At 72.7% G+C, this 16,530-nt stretch carries 18 protein-coding genes; 10 read left to right on the forward strand and 8 right to left on the reverse strand.

The window, feature by feature from the left end:
• Window positions 1-109: 109 nt before the first annotated feature.
• Window positions 110-775: an O-methyltransferase gene (locus tag DEJ43_RS24010; protein WP_015035978.1), complete on the reverse strand. Its 666-nt coding sequence runs from the start codon at window positions 773-775 to the stop codon at window positions 110-112.
• Window positions 776-916: 141 nt separating this feature from the next.
• Between DEJ43_RS24010 and sigE the strand changes: the two genes are divergently transcribed.
• The 5 genes from sigE (at window position 917) to DEJ43_RS24035 (ending at window position 5,827) form a co-directional block, all read left to right on the forward strand.
• The gene (gene sigE, locus DEJ43_RS24015) at window positions 917-1,678 is read left to right on the forward strand and encodes an RNA polymerase sigma factor SigE (RefSeq protein ID WP_078508732.1); all 762 of its coding nucleotides are present in this window, start codon (window positions 917-919) and stop codon (window positions 1,676-1,678) included.
• A complete protein-coding gene (locus DEJ43_RS24020) occupies window positions 1,675-2,616 on the forward strand; it encodes an anti-sigma factor family protein (protein WP_015035980.1) in 942 nt (313 codons plus the stop codon). The genes sigE and DEJ43_RS24020 overlap by 4 nt, the downstream gene beginning before the upstream one ends.
• A gap of 78 nt (window positions 2,617-2,694) precedes the next feature.
• Window positions 2,695-4,578 (forward strand): S1C family serine protease, encoded by a 1,884-nt coding sequence (locus DEJ43_RS24025; RefSeq protein WP_233447982.1) that lies wholly within the window; start codon window positions 2,695-2,697, stop codon window positions 4,576-4,578.
• Window positions 4,579-4,669: 91 nt separating this feature from the next.
• Window positions 4,670-5,125 (forward strand): sec-independent translocase, encoded by a 456-nt coding sequence (locus DEJ43_RS24030; protein WP_015035982.1) that lies wholly within the window; start codon window positions 4,670-4,672, stop codon window positions 5,123-5,125.
• A gap of 75 nt (window positions 5,126-5,200) precedes the next feature.
• Entirely contained in the window at window positions 5,201-5,827 is a 627-nt protein-coding gene (locus DEJ43_RS24035; RefSeq protein ID WP_015035983.1) for a hypothetical protein, read from the forward strand.
• A gap of 46 nt (window positions 5,828-5,873) precedes the next feature.
• Here the strand turns inward: DEJ43_RS24035 and DEJ43_RS24040 are convergent, their stop codons facing one another.
• The 3 genes from DEJ43_RS24040 to DEJ43_RS24050 are packed head-to-tail and all read right to left on the reverse strand — an operon-like array spanning window position 5,874 to window position 8,894.
• Window positions 5,874-7,007 (reverse strand): Mrp/NBP35 family ATP-binding protein, encoded by a 1,134-nt coding sequence (locus tag DEJ43_RS24040; protein WP_041662841.1) that lies wholly within the window; start codon window positions 7,005-7,007, stop codon window positions 5,874-5,876.
• Between the two features lie 44 nt (window positions 7,008-7,051).
• The gene (locus DEJ43_RS24045) at window positions 7,052-7,621 is read right to left on the reverse strand and encodes a DUF1003 domain-containing protein (protein WP_015035985.1); all 570 of its coding nucleotides are present in this window, start codon (window positions 7,619-7,621) and stop codon (window positions 7,052-7,054) included.
• Window positions 7,611-8,894: a magnesium transporter MgtE N-terminal domain-containing protein gene (locus DEJ43_RS24050; protein WP_015035986.1), complete on the reverse strand. Its 1,284-nt coding sequence runs from the start codon at window positions 8,892-8,894 to the stop codon at window positions 7,611-7,613. The genes DEJ43_RS24045 and DEJ43_RS24050 overlap by 11 nt, the downstream gene beginning before the upstream one ends.
• A 340-nt stretch (window positions 8,895-9,234) precedes the next feature.
• Between DEJ43_RS24050 and DEJ43_RS24055 the strand changes: the two genes are divergently transcribed.
• Window positions 9,235-9,972 carry a hypothetical protein gene (locus tag DEJ43_RS24055; RefSeq protein ID WP_041662842.1) on the forward strand — a complete coding sequence of 246 codons (738 nt, stop codon included), beginning with the start codon at window positions 9,235-9,237 and terminating at the stop codon, window positions 9,970-9,972.
• 227 nt (window positions 9,973-10,199) lie between these two features.
• Here DEJ43_RS24055 and DEJ43_RS24060 read toward each other — a convergent pair whose 3' ends face one another.
• On the reverse strand, window positions 10,200-10,703 hold the full coding sequence (locus DEJ43_RS24060; RefSeq protein ID WP_015035988.1) for a hypothetical protein: 504 nt from the start codon (window positions 10,701-10,703) through the stop codon (window positions 10,200-10,202).
• A 25-nt stretch (window positions 10,704-10,728) separates the two neighbouring features.
• Entirely contained in the window at window positions 10,729-11,856 is a 1,128-nt protein-coding gene (locus tag DEJ43_RS24065; protein ID WP_041662843.1) for a magnesium and cobalt transport protein CorA, read from the reverse strand.
• Window positions 11,857-12,285: 429 nt separating this feature from the next.
• On the opposite strand from DEJ43_RS24065, the gene DEJ43_RS24075 reads away from it, so the two are divergent.
• Window positions 12,286-12,870: a suppressor of fused domain protein gene (locus tag DEJ43_RS24075; protein WP_015035990.1), complete on the forward strand. Its 585-nt coding sequence runs from the start codon at window positions 12,286-12,288 to the stop codon at window positions 12,868-12,870.
• Window positions 12,871-12,959: 89 nt separating this feature from the next.
• Here the strand turns inward: DEJ43_RS24075 and DEJ43_RS24080 are convergent, their stop codons facing one another.
• Window positions 12,960-13,202 (reverse strand): hypothetical protein, encoded by a 243-nt coding sequence (locus DEJ43_RS24080; RefSeq protein WP_223831089.1) that lies wholly within the window; start codon window positions 13,200-13,202, stop codon window positions 12,960-12,962.
• 220 nt (window positions 13,203-13,422) lie between these two features.
• Between DEJ43_RS24080 and DEJ43_RS24085 the strand changes: the two genes are divergently transcribed.
• From DEJ43_RS24085 to DEJ43_RS24095, 3 genes are all read left to right on the forward strand, one after another.
• Window positions 13,423-14,061, forward strand: coding sequence for a DUF6758 family protein (locus tag DEJ43_RS24085; RefSeq protein WP_015035992.1), 639 nt, complete (start codon window positions 13,423-13,425; stop codon window positions 14,059-14,061).
• Between the two features lie 190 nt (window positions 14,062-14,251).
• Window positions 14,252-15,118 carry a PHP domain-containing protein gene (locus tag DEJ43_RS24090; protein WP_041664167.1) on the forward strand — a complete coding sequence of 289 codons (867 nt, stop codon included), beginning with the start codon at window positions 14,252-14,254 and terminating at the stop codon, window positions 15,116-15,118.
• A gap of 514 nt (window positions 15,119-15,632) precedes the next feature.
• A complete protein-coding gene (locus tag DEJ43_RS24095) occupies window positions 15,633-16,238 on the forward strand; it encodes a MarC family protein (RefSeq protein ID WP_015035994.1) in 606 nt (201 codons plus the stop codon).
• Between the two features lie 101 nt (window positions 16,239-16,339).
• Here the strand turns inward: DEJ43_RS24095 and DEJ43_RS24100 are convergent, their stop codons facing one another.
• Window positions 16,340-16,492, reverse strand: a complete 153-nt coding sequence (locus DEJ43_RS24100; protein WP_086024648.1) for a hypothetical protein — start codon at window positions 16,490-16,492, stop codon at window positions 16,340-16,342.
• Between the last annotated feature and the right edge of the window lie 38 nt (window positions 16,493-16,530).

Consider the following 16,530-nt stretch of genomic DNA (forward strand, 5'->3'; position numbering starts at 1 on the left):
ACCACTGCCCCGGTACGGCTCCGCCCGTGCCGGGGCAGTGGTGTGTCCGGGCCCGGGCCCTGAGCAGAGGGACACTCGGCCCCGGCGTACCGCGGCGTACCGCGGGTCTTCAGCCCCGGCGTACCGCACACAGCAGGCCGTCGCCCACCGGCAGCAGGGAGGGGACGAGCTCCTGGCTCTCCCGCACCGCGCGCAGCAGCTCGCGGACCCGCTGGACCTCGGCCGGCTGGGCCCCCGAGTCGACCGTACGGCCGTCCGCGAAGACGCCCTCGAAGCAGACGAGACCGCCCGGTCTCAGCAGGCGCAACGATTCAGCGAGGTAGTCCAGGTACTCGAGACGGTCACCGTCGCAGAACACGAGGTCGTACCCGCCGTCCGCGAGCCGCGGCAGGACGTCCAGGGCGCGGCCGGGGATGAACCGCGCCCGGTTGCCCGCGAAGCCCGCCGCCCGGAACGCCGTCTTCGCCAGCTGCTGCCGCTCCGGCTGGAGGTCCACCGTGGTCAGGACGCCGTCCGGCCGCATCCCGAGCAGCAGGTAGATGCCCGACACGCCCGTGCCGGTGCCGATCTCCGCCACCGCCTTCGCGTCCGCCGTCGCCGCGAGCAGGCGCAGCGCCCCGCCGGTGCCGGGCGACACCGAGGGCAGCCCTGCCTCCCGGGCCCGCTCCCGGGCCCAGCGCAGAGCATCGTCCTCGGCGACAAAGGCGTCGGCGAACGACCAGCTCGTCTGCCGGTTGGCGGTAATGGCCCTCTCCTGTCCCCGTAGTTGACGCAACGGTGACTGTATCCGCTGTCAGCGGGAACCCGCAGATGGGACCGGGCGTTCACCAGGGGAAGGACGCGCAGGAGGAAGCCGGGGGAGCCGGTTCCAAATTCGCGTAAAGATTCTTATCCGGAGCTAACGGGCGAGGTGGCTATGGTAGGGGCTCCACTGGACACCACCAGAGCCGACAGGGGAGGTGCGGCTGCGCCTGTGGATCGGGGAGGAGTGCTTCGGCGTCTTCTCAGGTCGGCGGGTGAGCCGAAATCCGTGACCGACACCGCTGACCGAATCCGCACCACCGACTCCGCTCCCACCACCGCGACCTTCGCATCGGATGCGGAATCGCAGGCGTGGACTCCGCCCACCTGGGAGGAGATCGTCAGCACGCACAGTGGCCGGGTCTACCGCCTCGCCTACCGCCTCACGGGCAACCAGCACGACGCCGAGGACCTGACCCAGGAGGTCTTCGTCCGCGTCTTCCGCTCGCTGTCGACGTACACGCCGGGCACCTTCGAGGGCTGGCTCCACCGCATCACCACCAACCTCTTCCTCGACATGGTCCGCCGCAAGCAGCGCATCCGTTTCGACGCGCTCGCCGACGACGCCGCCGAGCGGCTGCCCAGCCGTGAGCCCTCGCCGCAGCAGGTGTTCAACGACACCCACTTCGACGCCGACGTGCAGCAGGCCCTCGACACCCTCGCGCCCGAGTTCCGCGCCGCGGTCGTCCTCTGCGACATCGAAGGACTGTCGTACGAGGAGATCGCCGCGACCCTCGGCGTGAAGCTCGGCACCGTCCGCAGCCGCATCCACCGCGGGCGCTCCCACCTGCGCAAGGCCCTCAAGCACCGGTCGCCCGAGGCACGGGCGGAGGAGCGTGCCCTGGCCACCGTCGGATGGGAGGCAGGGACAGCGTGAGCGGCACACGTCCCACGTCACCGACCCCCGCGGAGCACCACCTCGGGGACCGGCTGGCCGCGCTCGTCGACGGCGAGCTCGGCCACGACGCCCGTGAGCGGGTCCTCGCCCACCTCGCGACCTGCGCCCGCTGCAAGGCGGAGGCCGACGCCCAGCGCACCCTCAAGAGCGTCTTCGCGTCGGCGGCCCCTCCGCCGCCCTCGGAAGGATTCCTCGCGCGGCTCCAGGGGTTGCCCGGGGGCCCTGGTGAGCCGGGTGGACCCGGCGGACCCAGAGGACCCCTCGAAGAACTCCTCGGCGGAAGCGGAGTGAAGTCCGACGGCTTCGCCACCGCCGCCGTCGTCACCCCGCACCCCCCGCACCCCGGCTTCCGCATCCACGACGTCGGCGACCGCGCGTCCGGCCCGTCCGGACGCGGGCGGCGCTTCGCCTTCGCGGCGGCCAGCGCCGTCTCGTTCGCGGCCATCGCCCTCGGCGGCACCCTGCCGCTGGAGACCTCGGTGAACGCGAGCGGGCGGGGCGGCCAGGGCACCGGCACCGCGGTCACGCCGCTGCGCGCCACCACCTCGGGTCCCGGCGGCGGCACGGCCGTCGGCCGGGGCACCCGTTCCGGCGAGCGCTCCGGCGCCCAGTCCCTCGACGGTACGCGGGTGACCCCGGGGGCTCCGCTGTCCCCCGGAGCCCCCGCGGGCGTGCCGCACGGACCGGTCGCGACGGCGGCCCCGGGCACGTTCCCGGCGGGCGCCGTCCCGCAGGACGCGGTGCGCTCCCCGGCCACCCCGCTCTCCGCGGTACGGCTCCAGGGCACGGCCCCGCAGTCCCTGTTCGCCCTGTCCCCGTTCATACGGCCGACGGGTCCCGCCCTCCAGCTGGCCTTCGCGCCCGGGCCCAGCCCGGCGCCGAGTCCGGCGGCCACCCCGCTCGGCTCCCCCCGCTGACCCGCGACCTGGTTGAATCCAGGGGCAGGGGCGCCCGACCCAAGGGGCGCGGACGGGTCAGCGGGTTGCGGGGAGAGCATGAACAACGGGAAGCCGAACTGGTGGAGCCGGCCGTCGAGCGCACCGGAGGCGGCACGGATACCCACGCCGCCTCCGGCCGACGAGGTCACGGACGAGGCCACCGCCGTCGGTACCGGTGACGTCGACGGCGACTTCCCGCTGCCCGCGCCACGGCCGACGGCGGGCACGGCAGCCACCTCTGACGGGGGCGCCACCGCCGACGGCGAACCCGGCCTGACGCATGTCGCCACCCCGGGTGCGCCGGACGCGCCCGATGCCGCCGACTCGACCACCGTGGCCGCGCCGGCCCACCCGGTCGGTTCGGCTGACTCGGCGGGCACCGCCGCGGTCGGCCCGGACGTGGCCGAGCCCGCCTCCGTGGAGCCCGCCACCGCCACCGCCTCCGTCGAGGCACCCCCGCCCCCGGCCGCCGTCGCGCTGACCAAGGGCGAAATTCCCGTGGACGGTCCTCCGGCGACGGCCGCGCAGGCCGCGCCGCAGCCGCTGCACGCGCCCGACGAGTACCGGACCCCGCCCTACGGCGAGCCCGGTCCCTGGGCGCCCGCGCCGCCCGTGCAGCGGCCCCCGGCGCCCGTACCGCCGCAGCAGACCCACGTACCCCCGCAGCCCCAGCCGCACGGTCAGCCCGTGCCCCCGCAGCCTCAGCCGCACGGTCAGCCTGTGCCCTTGCAGCCGCAGCCGCACGGGCAGCCCGGCGCGCCCTGGGTGCAGTACGACCCCTGGGGAGGCGGCGGGGGGCTTCCGCCCGCGCCCGCCAGGAAGTCCCGCAAGGGGCTCGCCGTCGCCGGGGCGCTCGTCTTCGCGCTCGTCACCGGAGTCATCGGCGGCGGCATCGGCGCGTACGTCGAGCGGAACGGCGGGATCACCACCGTCGAACTGCCCCAGGCGGGCTCCGGGGAGACCGACCGCGCCCCGGACAGCGTCGCCGGCATCGCGGCCAGCGCCCTGCCCGGCGTGGTCACCCTGCACGTCAAGGGCGGTGGCTCCTCCGGCACCGGCACTGGCTTCGTGCTCGACACCAAGGGCCACATCCTCACCAACAACCACGTCGTCGACGCCGCCGAGTCCTCCAAGGACATCACGGTGACCTTCTCCAGCGGCGAGACCGCCCGCGCCAAGCTCGTCGGCAAGGACACCGGTTACGACCTGGCCGTCGTCCAGGTCACCGGCGTCTCCGGCCTCAAGCCGCTGCCGCTCGGCAACTCCGACAACGTCCGCGTCGGCGACCCCGTCGTCGCCATCGGCGCCCCCTTCGACCTCTCCAACACGGTCACCTCCGGCATCATCAGCGCCAAGGAGCGCCCGATCACCGCGGGCGGCGAGAAGGGCGACGGCAGCGACATCAGCTACGTCGACGCGCTGCAGACCGACGCCCCCATCAACCCCGGCAACTCCGGCGGTCCGCTCCTCGACTCCAAGGGCCAGGTCATCGGCATCAACAGCGCGATCCGCGCGGCCGGCGGCGGCTCCGGCGAGGGCGAGGGCGGCAGCGCCTCCCAGCCCGGCTCCATCGGTCTCGGCTTCGCCATACCGATCAACCAGGGCAAGCGCGTCGCCGAGGAGCTCATCAACACCGGCAAGGCCACCCACCCGGTCATCGGTGTGAGCCTCGACATGCAGTTCAACGGCGACGGCGCCCGCGTCGGCGAGAAGGGCAAGGACGGCTCCGCGTCCGTCACGCCCGGCGGCCCGGCCGCGAAGGCGGGGCTGCTGCCCGGCGACGTCATCACCAAGGTCGACGGCCAGCGCGTGCACAACGGCGAGGAGCTGATCGTGAAGATCCGCGCGCACCGCCCCGGCGACCGGCTGGAGCTCACCCTGACCCGCAACGGCAAAGAGCTGACAAAGACGTTGACGCTCGGCTCCTCGCAGGGCACCTGAGTGCCATGTGGCGGACACCGCGAGGTACCCGTCCGGCAGTTTCGGCGGGTACCGTGGACCGGGCCTCTGACCGGCATGAAGGAGCTACTAGGTGTTCAGCGACATAGGCGCACTCGAGCTGGTGACGCTCGTGGTCCTCGCCGTGCTCGTCTTCGGGCCGGACAAGCTCCCGAAGGTCATCCAGGACGTCTCGCGTTTCATCCGGAAGGTCCGCGAGTTCTCCGACAGCGCGAAGCAGGACATCCGCAGCGAGCTCGGACCGGACTTCAAGGACTTCGAGTTCGAGGACCTCAACCCCAAGACGTTCCTGCGCAAGCAGATGGAGCAGAACGAGGACCTCAGGGAGCTCAAGGAGCTGCGCGGCAGCTTCGACCTCAAGAAGGAGATGAACGAGGTCGCCGACGCGGTCCACGGCCGTGAGACGCCCTCGGCCGTCAACGGCTCCGCCGGTGCCGTCGCCGCCGCCAACGGCACCCCGGACCTGCTGAAGAAGCAGGACAAGCCGGACACTTCCGAGCGTCCGCCGTACGACTCCGACGCGACCTGACGACGGGCTGTCACCGACCCGGCGCGTCCCGGTGGCTATCCTCCCTCTGTTGACGGCAACGAGGAGGCGGCCGAGATGGAGACCACGAGTCGGGTGGAAGGCGTACCGACGGCCCGGCGGACCGCCGAGGGCTATCTGCGCGCGCCCTTCGCCTGGTACGGCCTCGACGAGGCGTTCACCGGGCCGCGTTGGCTGATGCAGGTCGGCACGGCGGCGGACGGCAGCGTGCAGCACGGCTCGACCGGGCACGGGGAGGCGCCGTCCATAAAGTCGGACGTGAGCACCACGGAGAAGGAGCGGTTCGCCGTCGTCGTGACGGTGGCCGCGAGCCCCGTACGGCGGACCGGGGACGGCACGGGCGTCCTCGACGCCACGACCGTCTCCTCGGCCGCCTGGCTGGCCGGCTCGGGGCTGCTCGTGCACACCTGGCCCGCGTCCCTGGACCACGCGATGCGGGACAACTGGCTGGACCAGCAGACGGAGACGGCGTTCGAACTGGCCGACGACCTCGGCGGGCCGGAGTGGTCGACGCTGTCGCTGCCGGTGGACGGGGTGCCGATGCCGTTCCACTACCGCGAGTCGGAGTTCGGCTGGGTGCTCGCGGGCTCGGCGGCGGGCGTGCACCTCGGGGCGTACGGGCGGGGGATGAGCGCGTACGGCCTGGGCTTCTCGCAGATCAAGGACCTCGACGCCTACGCCTGACGGTACGACGAAGGGCGCCCCCTCGGGGGCGCCCTCCGTCATGACCTCAGAACTTGTTGCGGGGCGTGATGCCCAGGCTCATGCCCGAGAGGCCTCGCTGGCGGCCGCCGAGCTTGCCGGCGATCGCGCGGAGGGCCGCGCCCGCCGGGGAGTCCGGGTCGGAGAGGACGACCGGCTTGCCGTCGTCGCCGCCCTCGCGGAGCCGTACGTCGATCGGGATCGAGCCGAGGACCGGGACCGTCGCGCCGGTGGTCTGCGTCAGGCCGTCGGCGACCTTCTGGCCGCCGCCCGTGCCGAACACGTCGACCATCTCGTCGCAGTGCGGGCACGGCAGGCCCGCCATGTTCTCGACGACGCCGACGATCTTCTGGTGGGTCTGGACGGCGATCGAACCGGCCCGCTCGGCGACCTCGGCCGCCGCCTGCTGCGGCGTGGTGACGACGAGGATCTCCGCGTTCGGCACGAGCTGCGCGACCGAGATCGCGATGTCGCCGGTGCCCGGGGGCAGGTCGAGCAGGAGGACGTCGAGGTCGCCCCAGTACACGTCCGCGAGGAACTGCTGGAGCGCGCGGTGCAGCATCGGGCCGCGCCACACGACCGGCGCGTTGCCGGGGGTGAACATGCCGATGGAGATGACCTTCACGCCGTTCGCCGAGGGCGGCATGATCATGTTCTCGACCTGGGTCGGACGGCCGTCCGCGCCCAGCATCCGCGGCACGCTGTGGCCGTAGATGTCGGCGTCCACGACACCGACCTTCAGACCGTCGGCGGCCATCGCCGCGGCCAGGTTCACGGTGACGGAGGACTTGCCGACGCCACCCTTGCCGGAGGCGACCGCGTACACCCGGGTCAGCGAGCCCGGCTTCGCGAACGGCACCTCGCGCTCGGCGCTCGTGCCGCGCAGCGCCGCCGCGAGCTCCTTGCGCTGTTCGTCGCTCATCACGTCCAGCGAGACCTCGACGCCGGTGACGCCCTCGACCCGGGAGACGGCCTCCGTCACCCGCTGGGTGATGGTCTCGCGCATCGGGCAGCCGGAGACGGTCAGGTAGACCGTGACGGCGACCTTGCCGTCCGGTTCGATCTCCACCGACTTGACCATGCCGAGCTCAGTGATCGGCTTGTTGATCTCAGGGTCGTTCACCGTCGCCAGTGCTTCGAGCACCGCGTCTTCCGTAGCCATACCGACGATGGTACGGCGCCGACCACCGGCCCATGAAAGGGCTGTCAACGGTCGGGTACGTCACGTCCGTGCGCGTCGCCCGACGGGAATAGATCCCGGCGCTCCTCCAGCTCCTTGATCAGGTCCTGGAGTTCGGACCGGATCCAGTCGCGGGTGGCCACCTCGCCGAGGCCCATCCGGAGCGCCGCGATCTCCCGCGTCAGGTACTCGGTGTCGGCGATCGACCGCTCGTTCTGCTTCCGGTCCTGTTCGAGATTGACCCGGTCCCGGTCGTCCTGCCGGTTCTGGGCGAGCAGGATCAGCGGCGCCGCGTACGAGGCCTGGAGGGACAGCGCGAGCGTCAGGAAGATGAACGGGTACTCGTCGAACTTGAGCGCGCCGGGCGCGAAGATGTTCCAGAGGACCCAGACGACGATCGTCAGGGTCATCCAGACCAGGAACCGGCCCGTCCCCAGGAAGCGGGCGATCCGCTCCGAGAGCCGGCCGAAGGCCTCGGGGTCGTACTCCGGGAGCAGCCTGGCCCGCCGCTCGCGCGGCAGGTCGAGCCGGATGCGGGGGCCCGGCCGGTCGCGCTCCCGGTCCCGCTCGCGGTCCTGCGTGCGCTCAGCCGCCATGCCCGGCCCCCTCCTCGTGGAACTCGGTCTCCCGCCAGTCGTCCGGCAGCAGGTGGTCGAGCACGTCGTCGACGGTGACCGCGCCGAGCAGCGAACCGCTCTCGTCGACCACGGGCGCGGCGACCATGTTGTACGCGGCGAGATAGCTGGTGACGGCCGGCAGCGGGGTGTCCGGGCCGAGCGGCGGCAGATCGCTGTCGACGAGCGAGCTGACCAGCGTGAACGGCGGATCGCGGAGCAGCCGCTGGAAGTGCACGGTGCCCAGGTACTTGCCGGTCGGCGTCTCGTCCGGCGGCCGGCACACGTACACCTGGGCGGCGAGCGCCGGCGACAGGTCCTGCTGCCGGACCCGGGCCAGCGCGTCCGCGACCGTCGCGTCGGGGCGCAGCACGATCGGCTCGGTCGTCATCAGACCGCCCGCGGTGCGCTCCTCGTACGCCAGGAGGCGGCGGACGTCGGCGGCGTCGTCCGGCCGCATCAGGGTCAGCAGCCGCTCCTGGTCCTCCTCCGGCAGCTCGGACAGCAGGTCGGCCGCGTCGTCCGGGTCCATCGCCTCCAGGACGTCAGCCGCCCGCTCCTCCTTCAGCTTGCCGAGGATCTCGATCTGGTCGTCCTCCGGCAGCTCTTCGAGGACGTCGGCGAGCCGGTCGTCGTCGAGCGCGGCCGCGACCTCGGCGCGCCGCTTGGGGGAGAGGTGGTGCAGGGCGTTGGCGAGGTCGGCGGGGCGCAGCTTCTCGAAGGTGGCGACCAGGTTCTCGGCGCCCTGCCCGTGCTCCTCCAGGGAGAAGCCGGTGACCCCCGACCACTCGACGGTCAGCGTCTCGCCCTTGCGGCTCAGCACCCCGCCCTTCCCCTTGCGGACGAAGACCTTGTCGATCTCCCAGTCCCGCCGGGCGGGCAGCTGCTGGATGGCGACGTCGAGGACGGTGACCTCCTCGCCCTCCTGCCCGCCGGGCCCCACGAGACGGACGCGGCGGTCGAGGAGTTCGCCGAGGACCAGCCGCTCGGTGGGGCGCTGCTCGAAGCGGCGCATGTTGACGACGCCGGTGGTGATGACCTGGCCGGACTCGACCCCCGTGATCCGGGTCATCGGCACGAACACCCGGCGGCGGCTGAGGACCTCCACGACCATGCCGAGCAGCCGGGGCGGCCTGCGGCCGACCCGCAGCATCGCCACCAGGTCGCTGACCCGGCCGACCTGGTCGCCGACGGGGTCGAAGACGGGAACCCCCGCGAGGTGGGAGACGAAGATCCGGGGGGCGCCTGCCGCCATGCCACGCGCCTCCTCGGTGCCGCACGATTCGAGTCATTGCAGAGTCATTGCAGAGCTTTGCCTGGTTCAGGCTAGCCCGTGCCGTTCCGCACCGCCCTGGAAGTGCCTCCGTACGGCTGCCGCAGGGCGCGCCACCCGGCCCGGGTACGCTGCGGACTGCCGTCCCCACCGGCACGCCGGCCCTCCCCGCCCGGCAGAACAGCCAGAACAGACGGCCGCCGCCCGGGAATCCCGTACGCGCCACGGCCGGGCACCCCCCCCACGACTCCGAGAGGCAGCGCAGGTGACCGTTCGCACCCCGTCATCGCGTACCCCGTCAGCCGCACGTGTCGTCCCGGCCGTGCGCCTCCGCAGAGCCGTCGCGCCGCTCGCGCTCTGCGCCGGTCTCGCCGTGGGGCTCAGCGCCTGCGCCGCGGACCCGGACGAGGGGACCAACGGGGTCGGGAAGCTCTCCCCCGCCGAGATCGAGGGCAAGGCGCGGTCCGTGGCCGGCTCGGCGAAGGCGGTCCGGCTCGCCGGCACCCTGGTCAGCAAGGGCGACACCTTCAAGCTGAACATGCGGCTGAAGCCCGAGGGCGCCACCGGCTCGGTGACGACGAAGAACAGCACCTTCGAGCTGCTGCGGGTCGGCGACGCGCTCTATCTGAAGGCCGACGCGGGCTTCTGGTCGCACGCCGCCCCCGGCGGCGACGAACCGTCGGAGGCGGACTCCGAGGCGGCCGACAAGCTCGACGACAAGTACGTGAAGGTGCCGCAGGGCGACCCCTCGTACAAGCAGCTGCGCGGCTTCACGGACATGCGGCTGCTGCTCGGCGGGCTGATCGGTCTGCACGGGGAGAAGGTCAAGGGCGACCGGGACCAGATCGGCGGGATCCGCACGGTCAAGGTGAAGGGCGGCGCGGACGGCGAGGGCGGCACCCTCGACGTGGCCCTGGAGGGCTCCCCGTACCCGCTGCAGTTCGCCCGGGGCGGGGGAGCGGGCGTCGTGGTGCTCTCCGAGTGGGACAAGGACTTCCCGCTGGCCGCCCCCTCGGCCGAGGAGACCCTCGACTACGGCAAGCAGCTGCCCCGCGGCTGAGCGGGGCCCCTCGACCACGGCAGGCAGCGGCCTGGGGGCTGAGTGGTGGGGCCCCTCGACCACGGCAGGCAGCGGCCTGGGGGCTGAGCGGGGCCCTCGACCACGGCAGGCGGCCGCCCGGGCTGAGCGGGGCCCTCGACCACGGCAGGCGGCCGCCCGGGCTGAGCGGGGTCCCGACGCGATCGGCGTCCCGGTCGGCCCGGCCCCGGCCCCGGTCCCGCTCGCGGTCAGCGCCGGCGCTTGAGCAGCAGCTTCGGGAGGCCGGCCGGGACCGGCTCGCGGGTGACGGCCGCCGAAGGCAGCGGTACGGCCGCCAGGGAGCCGTCCGGCAGCTCCGTGGTCGACGAGCGGGGGTCGAGCCGCAGCACCCGGCATTCGCGGGCCCAGCGGTCCGTCATGGCCTCGCCGTCGGGCGCGTTGAGCCGCTTGCCCTTCAGCTCGGCGACGGCCGCGTCCCACTCCTCGGTGCCGTGCGCCAGCTCGCGCACGGCGGCCGTCCAGGCGACAAGCCGGCCGCCCTTGTCCTTGCTGCGGACGGTGACCTCGGCCGTACCGCCGTCGACGAGTCCCGGCAGGGGCTGCTCGCCGGGCCCGTCGCCGACGACGAACGCGGCGCCGTCGGACCACACGTGCCAGAGCGCGCGGGCCGGGCCGGTGCCGCGCACCCACACCAGGCCGGACTTCTTGGTGGCCTCCTCGACGAGGGCGGACCCGAGCAGCTCTTCTGTCATGTCCCGAAGCCTAGCGGCCGGGCGGTCACAGCCAGCCGTTGCGCTTGAGCGTGCGGTGGATGGTGAAGCAGATCGCGACGATGCCGGTCAGCACCATCGGGTAGCCGTACTTCCAGTGCAGCTCGGGCATGTGGTCGAAGTTCATGCCGTACACGCCGCAGACCGCCGTGGGGACGGCGACGATCGCCGCCCACGAGGTGATCTTGCGCATGTCCTCGTTCTGCGCGACGGTCGCCTGCGCGAGGTTGGCCTGGAGGATCGAGTTGAGGAGCTCGTCGAAGCCGACGACCTGCTCCTGCACGCGGGCGAGGTGGTCGGCGACGTCCCGGAAGTACTTCTGGATGTCGGGGTCGACCAGCCGCATCGGCCGCTCGGAGAGCAGCTGCATCGGGCGCAGCAGCGGCGTCACGGCCCGCTTGAACTCCAGTACCTCACGCTTCAGCTGGTAGATGCGGCCGGTGTCGGTGCCGCGCGTGGAGCCCTTCGCGGCCGGCGAGAAGACGTCGATCTCCAGCTGGTCGATGTCGAGTTCGACGGCGTCGGCGACCGCGATGTAGCCGTCGACGACGTGGTCGGAGAGGGCGTGCAGCACGGCCGAGGGCCCTTTGGCGAGCAGTTCGGGCTCGCCCTGGAGGCGGTGCCGGAGGTTGCGCAGGGAGCCCTGGCCGCCGTGGCGGACGGTGATGACGAAGTCGGGGCCGGTGAAGCACATCACCTCGCCGGTCTCGACGACCTCGCTGGTCGCGGTGAGTTCGGCGTGCTCGACGTAGTGGATCGTCTTGAAGACGGTGAAGAGGGTGTCGTCGTACCGCTCCAGCTTGGGCCGCTGGTGGGCGTGGACGGCGTCCTCGACGGCGAGCGGGTGGAGCCCGAACTCGGCGGCGATTCCGGCGAATTCGGCCTCGGTCGGCTCGTGCAGCCCGATCCAGGCGAAGCCGCCGCTCTCCCGTACCTGGCTCATCGCGCCGCGCGGGGTGAGGCAGTCGCGGTCGTCGACGCGGCGGCCGTCGCGGTAGACGGCGCAGTCGACCACGGCGCTGGAGGCCGTGTGGTCGCGGGTGGGGTCGTACGAGGTGTACGTGGTGGGGGTCTTGCGCAGGGGGTGCCGCAGGCTCGGACGGACGGCGGCGCGCAGGTCACGGATCATCGACATGGGCATGCTCCTTCACGGAGAGGCCGTCGGCGAGCGTGGCACAGCCCGGAATGGGGACGTGGAGCTACGTCGTCCACAAAGCGGGCGGCACCGAGGGATCGCGGTGACGGCGTTCGCTACAGACAGGCAAAGGCGAGATGCTCTTCCGTCGTGCGAGATGCCGGGGAGGCGCGCGCCCGTGTGAAGACGGGCCGGGAATCACCGGGGTTACGAACGCACCGGGCTCGGGTGCGGGGCGGAAGAGCGGCTGGTACTGCCCGATCGACTTCGGTCCATCGCAGCCCCACCTCCTCCGGCCGGTCCCTCGTGAGGGATGACGTGTGACGAGTAGTCGGGAGTTCGGGACTCCCGACCAGCGGCCAAGACTATCAGCCGACTGACGGTCAATCCCTTCCTTTGCCCGTTCCATACGCGCTTTATGCTCAAGTCATGGGAGAAGTTCTTGCTCTGGTCGAGGCCCGGTTGCGTACCGCGCTCGGAGAACCGGACGCGCGGGCCGCGGTGACGTTTCTCGGCACGGACCGGATCGAGGTGCTCCGCTTCATTGACGGCGATCTCGTGCGGTACGCGACCCTCGGCATGTCCGCACAGCCGATGGCCGACCCGACCGCCGCGCTCGCCGACCCCGTGAAGGGTCCGCGCGCGGAACTCGTCCTCACGGTACGGGCCGGGCTCGCCGACACCGACAAGGTGCTGCGCCCGCTCGCCGTCCTCGCCGCCACCCCTCAGGTCGAGGGCGTGATCGTGGCCCCCGGCGCCTCGCTCGACGTCGGGGACCCGCTCTGGCCGGGCGCCTCGTTCAGCTCGGTGCTCGTCGCCGAGCCGGGGGGTCTGGTCGAGGACCTGGAGCTCGACGAGCCCATGGACCCGGTGCGTTTCCTGCCGCTGCTTCCGATGACCTCGAACGAGGCCGCGTGGAAGCGGGTGCACGAGGCCCAGGCCCTGGAGGAGCGCTGGCTGACGCAGGGCACGGACCTGCGCGATCCACGGCGCGGGTCCGTGCGGCTCGATTGACGGGTGCGGTTGGGGGCCGCCGCCCCGCTGTCCGGGGCCCGGATCAGGTCCGGGGCAGCGGCGGTCCGGGGCAGCGGTCCGGGTGGCGGTCAGGCCCGCGCGGCGGTCCGGCCGGCGATGACGTTGGCGATCACCACGTAGACGACGGCGGGGATGCCGTAGTCGAGCAGTACCTGACCGGTGTGGCTCGCGACGTCGAACAGTCCGATCGACCAGCCCGCGAGCCAGTCGGCGGCGCTGTGGAACACGTCGACGACGGTGTTCGCCCGGTTGGCGTCGAGCAGGTCCAGGGCGATCCACACGACCAGGATGCCCACGAGGACGTGGGCCACGGTTCTTATGACGGAGCCGATGCCTCTCATGGAATGCGTGTTGCCCGGCTCCGCCACCGCAAACCGCCGCCCCCCGCGTGACGCGCGACGGCGCCGAGGAGCGGCCCACGGGCCGCGTGGGGCGGCGTGGGGCGGCGTGGGGTGAACGGCACGGGCCGGACGGGTGATCGTCGGTGATCGTCCTTGACGCGGGGGCCCGGGGGTAGGACCGTTGAGCCCTATGAGGGGCGAACCCAGTTGTCCGAGGTGTGGTGGCCGGGTCAGGGCGCCCGGGCTCTTCGCCGACTCCTGGCAGTGCGACGTGCACGGCGCGGTACACCCGCTCCAGCCCGTGATCCCGCCCAGCGTCGAGGGCCTCGGCGTCGTGGTGCACCGGTCCCACGTGCCGGTGTGGATGCCGTGGCCGCTGCCCGTCGGCTGGCTCTTCACCGGCGTCTCGTACGCGGGTGACGACCGCAGCGGCGGACGTGCGACCGCCGTCGCCTGCTCGGGCCCCGGACCGCTCGGCGGCATCGGCGAACTGCTCCTGGTCGCCGAGGAGCTCGGCGTCGGGCTCGGTGCGCGGTACGCGGGCATCGACGGCCCCGACCCCGGCCCGGGCATGGCCATGGAGAGGCCCGCGGCGACGAAGGTGCTCGCCGCCGGACGGCCCACCCCGCTCTGGCACGTCAACGGCACCCCGGAGGACCGCGCGGTCTTCGCGGGGGAGGCCCGTGGTCTCTGGCTGTGGGCGATCGTCTGGCCCGAGCAGTCCGGACTCCTCATGTACGACGAACTGGTCCTGACGGACCTGCGGGACGCGGGCGCCGAGGTCGAACTACTGCCGTGCGGGGCACTGACCCCGAGACTGCTGGGCTGAGGCGGCGGGACCGGACCGCGGGCCTCCGTCGACCCGGTTGGGTCGGACCGCGCCCGGTCCGTCTGCCGCGGGTGGATACGGGGGCCCGGTTCGGCCGGCCGGCGCCGGGTTCTTTCGTACGTGCGTGTTCGATTCGCCCGTTATGCTGGAGCGTCCCCTCGTCCGTGCCGAGTTCCTGGAGTACCGCGTCGTGCGCATCGATCTGCACACCCACTCCACGGCCTCCGACGGCACGGACTCCCCGGCCGAGCTCGTCCGCAACGCGGCCGCCGCCGGACTCGACGTCGTCGCCCTGACGGACCACGACACCACCCGCGGCCACGCCGAGGCGATCGAGGCGCTGCCCGAGGGACTGACCCTCGTCACCGGGGCCGAACTCTCCTGCCGGGTCGACGGCATTGGACTGCACATGCTCGCGTACCTCTTCGACCCCGAGGAGCCCGCGCTCCTCGCCGAGCGCGAACTCGTCCGCGACGACCGGGTGCCGCGCGCCCGGGCGATGGTCGGCAAGCTCCAGGAGCTCGGCGTGCCCGTCACCTGGGAGCAGGTCGCCCGGATCGCCGGGGACGGCTCCGTGGGCCGCCCGCACGTCGCCGAGGCGCTCGTCGAGCTCGGAGTCGTACCGGACGTGTCCGGGGCGTTCACGCCCGAGTGGCTGGCCGACGGTGGCCGGGCGTACGTCGAGAAGCACGAGCTCGACCCGGTCGACGCCATCCGCCTGGTCAAGGCGGCCGGCGGGGTCACCGTCTTCGCCCACCCGCTCGCCGTCAAGCGCGGCCAGGTGCTGCCCGAGGCCTCGATAGCCCGGCTCGCCGAGGCCGGACTCGACGGCATCGAGGTCGACCACATGGACCACGACGAGGCGACGCGCGCGCGGCTGCGCGGGCTCGCGAAGGAGCTCGGTCTGCTGACCACGGGCTCCAGCGACTACCACGGCAGCCGCAAGACCTGCCGCCTCGGCGACTACACGACCGACCCCGAGATCTACGGCGAGATCACCCGTCGTGCCGCGGGGGCCTTCCCGGTCCCCGGCGCCGGCGGACCGGCCGCCACCTAGCCACCACCGGGGCCCGCGCCGCCGGACGGACTCCCCGGAGCCGTCCGTCTGAGCCCGTTGGTCGGGGTCCGGACGCCGGAGTCCGTCCGCCGGAGCTCGTTGGCCGGGGTCCGTCCGCCGGAGCCCGTCCGTCGGGGTCCGTCCGCCGGAGCAGCCTCCGGACCGATGCGGCCGATACGGCCGGTCGGCCGACTCGGTCGGCCAGTCCCGCCGCTCGGTTCGGCCGGTCCGCCGGCCGCGCCGGTTCGGTCAGCCTGGTCGGTCCGCCCGGCCGGGTCGGTCTGGTCGGTCCGCCGGTCGCACCGGTTCGGCCGGTCCGCCCGGCCCCGTCGGTTCGGGTCTTCCGGCCGTCGCGCCCCGCACCAACCGCCGTGGCTTCCTCTTCCTGGTCCCCCCTCCGTACGGCCGTGCGTCGTGCGCGGGGCGGCGCTCCTCCTGCCCTCGCTTCGGAATCCCACGTTCCGTTCGTGCCGGGCCACACCCCACCGTTCGACCTCTCCCGCAAGGCACCCCTGTGTTCGACGTCGCCGTCTTCGGCTCGCTGTTCCTGACCCTCTTCGTGATCATGGATCCCCCCGGGATCACCCCGATCTTCCTCGCCCTCACCTCCGGCCGCGCGGCCAAGGTGCAGCGCCGGATGGCCTGGCAGGCCGTCGCCGTGGCCTTCGGCGTCATCACCGTCTTCGGTCTGCTCGGCCAGCAGATCCTGGACTACCTGCACGTCTCCGTCCCCGCGCTGATGATCGCGGGCGGTCTCCTGCTGCTGCTCATCGCGCTCGACCTGCTCACCGGCAAGACCGACGAGCCCAAGCAGACCAAGGACGTCAACGTCGCCCTGGTCCCGCTCGGCATGCCGCTGCTCGCCGGGCCCGGTGCGATCGTCTCGGTCATCCTCGCCGTGCAGAACGCCGACGGCGCCTCCGCCCAGGTCTCCGTCTGGGCCGCCATCGTCGCCATGCACGTCGTGCTCTGGCTGACCATGCGGTACTCGCTGCTGATCATCCGGGTCATCAAGGACGGCGGCGTGGTCCTGGTGACCCGGCTCGCCGGCATGATGCTCTCCGCCATCGCGGTGCAGCAGATCATCAACGGTGTCACCCAGGTCATCCAGAACGCCTGACGGGCCGGGGGCGGCGCCCCCGGACACCACTGCGCCCCCGTACGGATTCCGCTGCTGCGAAGTCCGTGCGGGGGCGCGGTGCGTGGTGTGGACCTGACCTGTTACGAGGCCGAGGTCTCGGCGGGGCGGATCCAGATGCGCTGGCCGATCGAGGCGGCCTGCTGCACGATCCGGTTGACGGAGGCGGCGTCCACGACGGTCCGGTCGACGGGCGTGCCGTCGATGTCGTCGAGTCGCAGGATTTCGAAGCGCACAGGCTTCTCCCTTCGTCTGAGTTGATCCTCCAGCTGGA

It is taken from the genome of Streptomyces venezuelae ATCC 10712 (genome assembly GCF_008639165.1).
GTDB classification, from domain to species: domain Bacteria; phylum Actinomycetota; class Actinomycetes; order Streptomycetales; family Streptomycetaceae; genus Streptomyces; species Streptomyces venezuelae.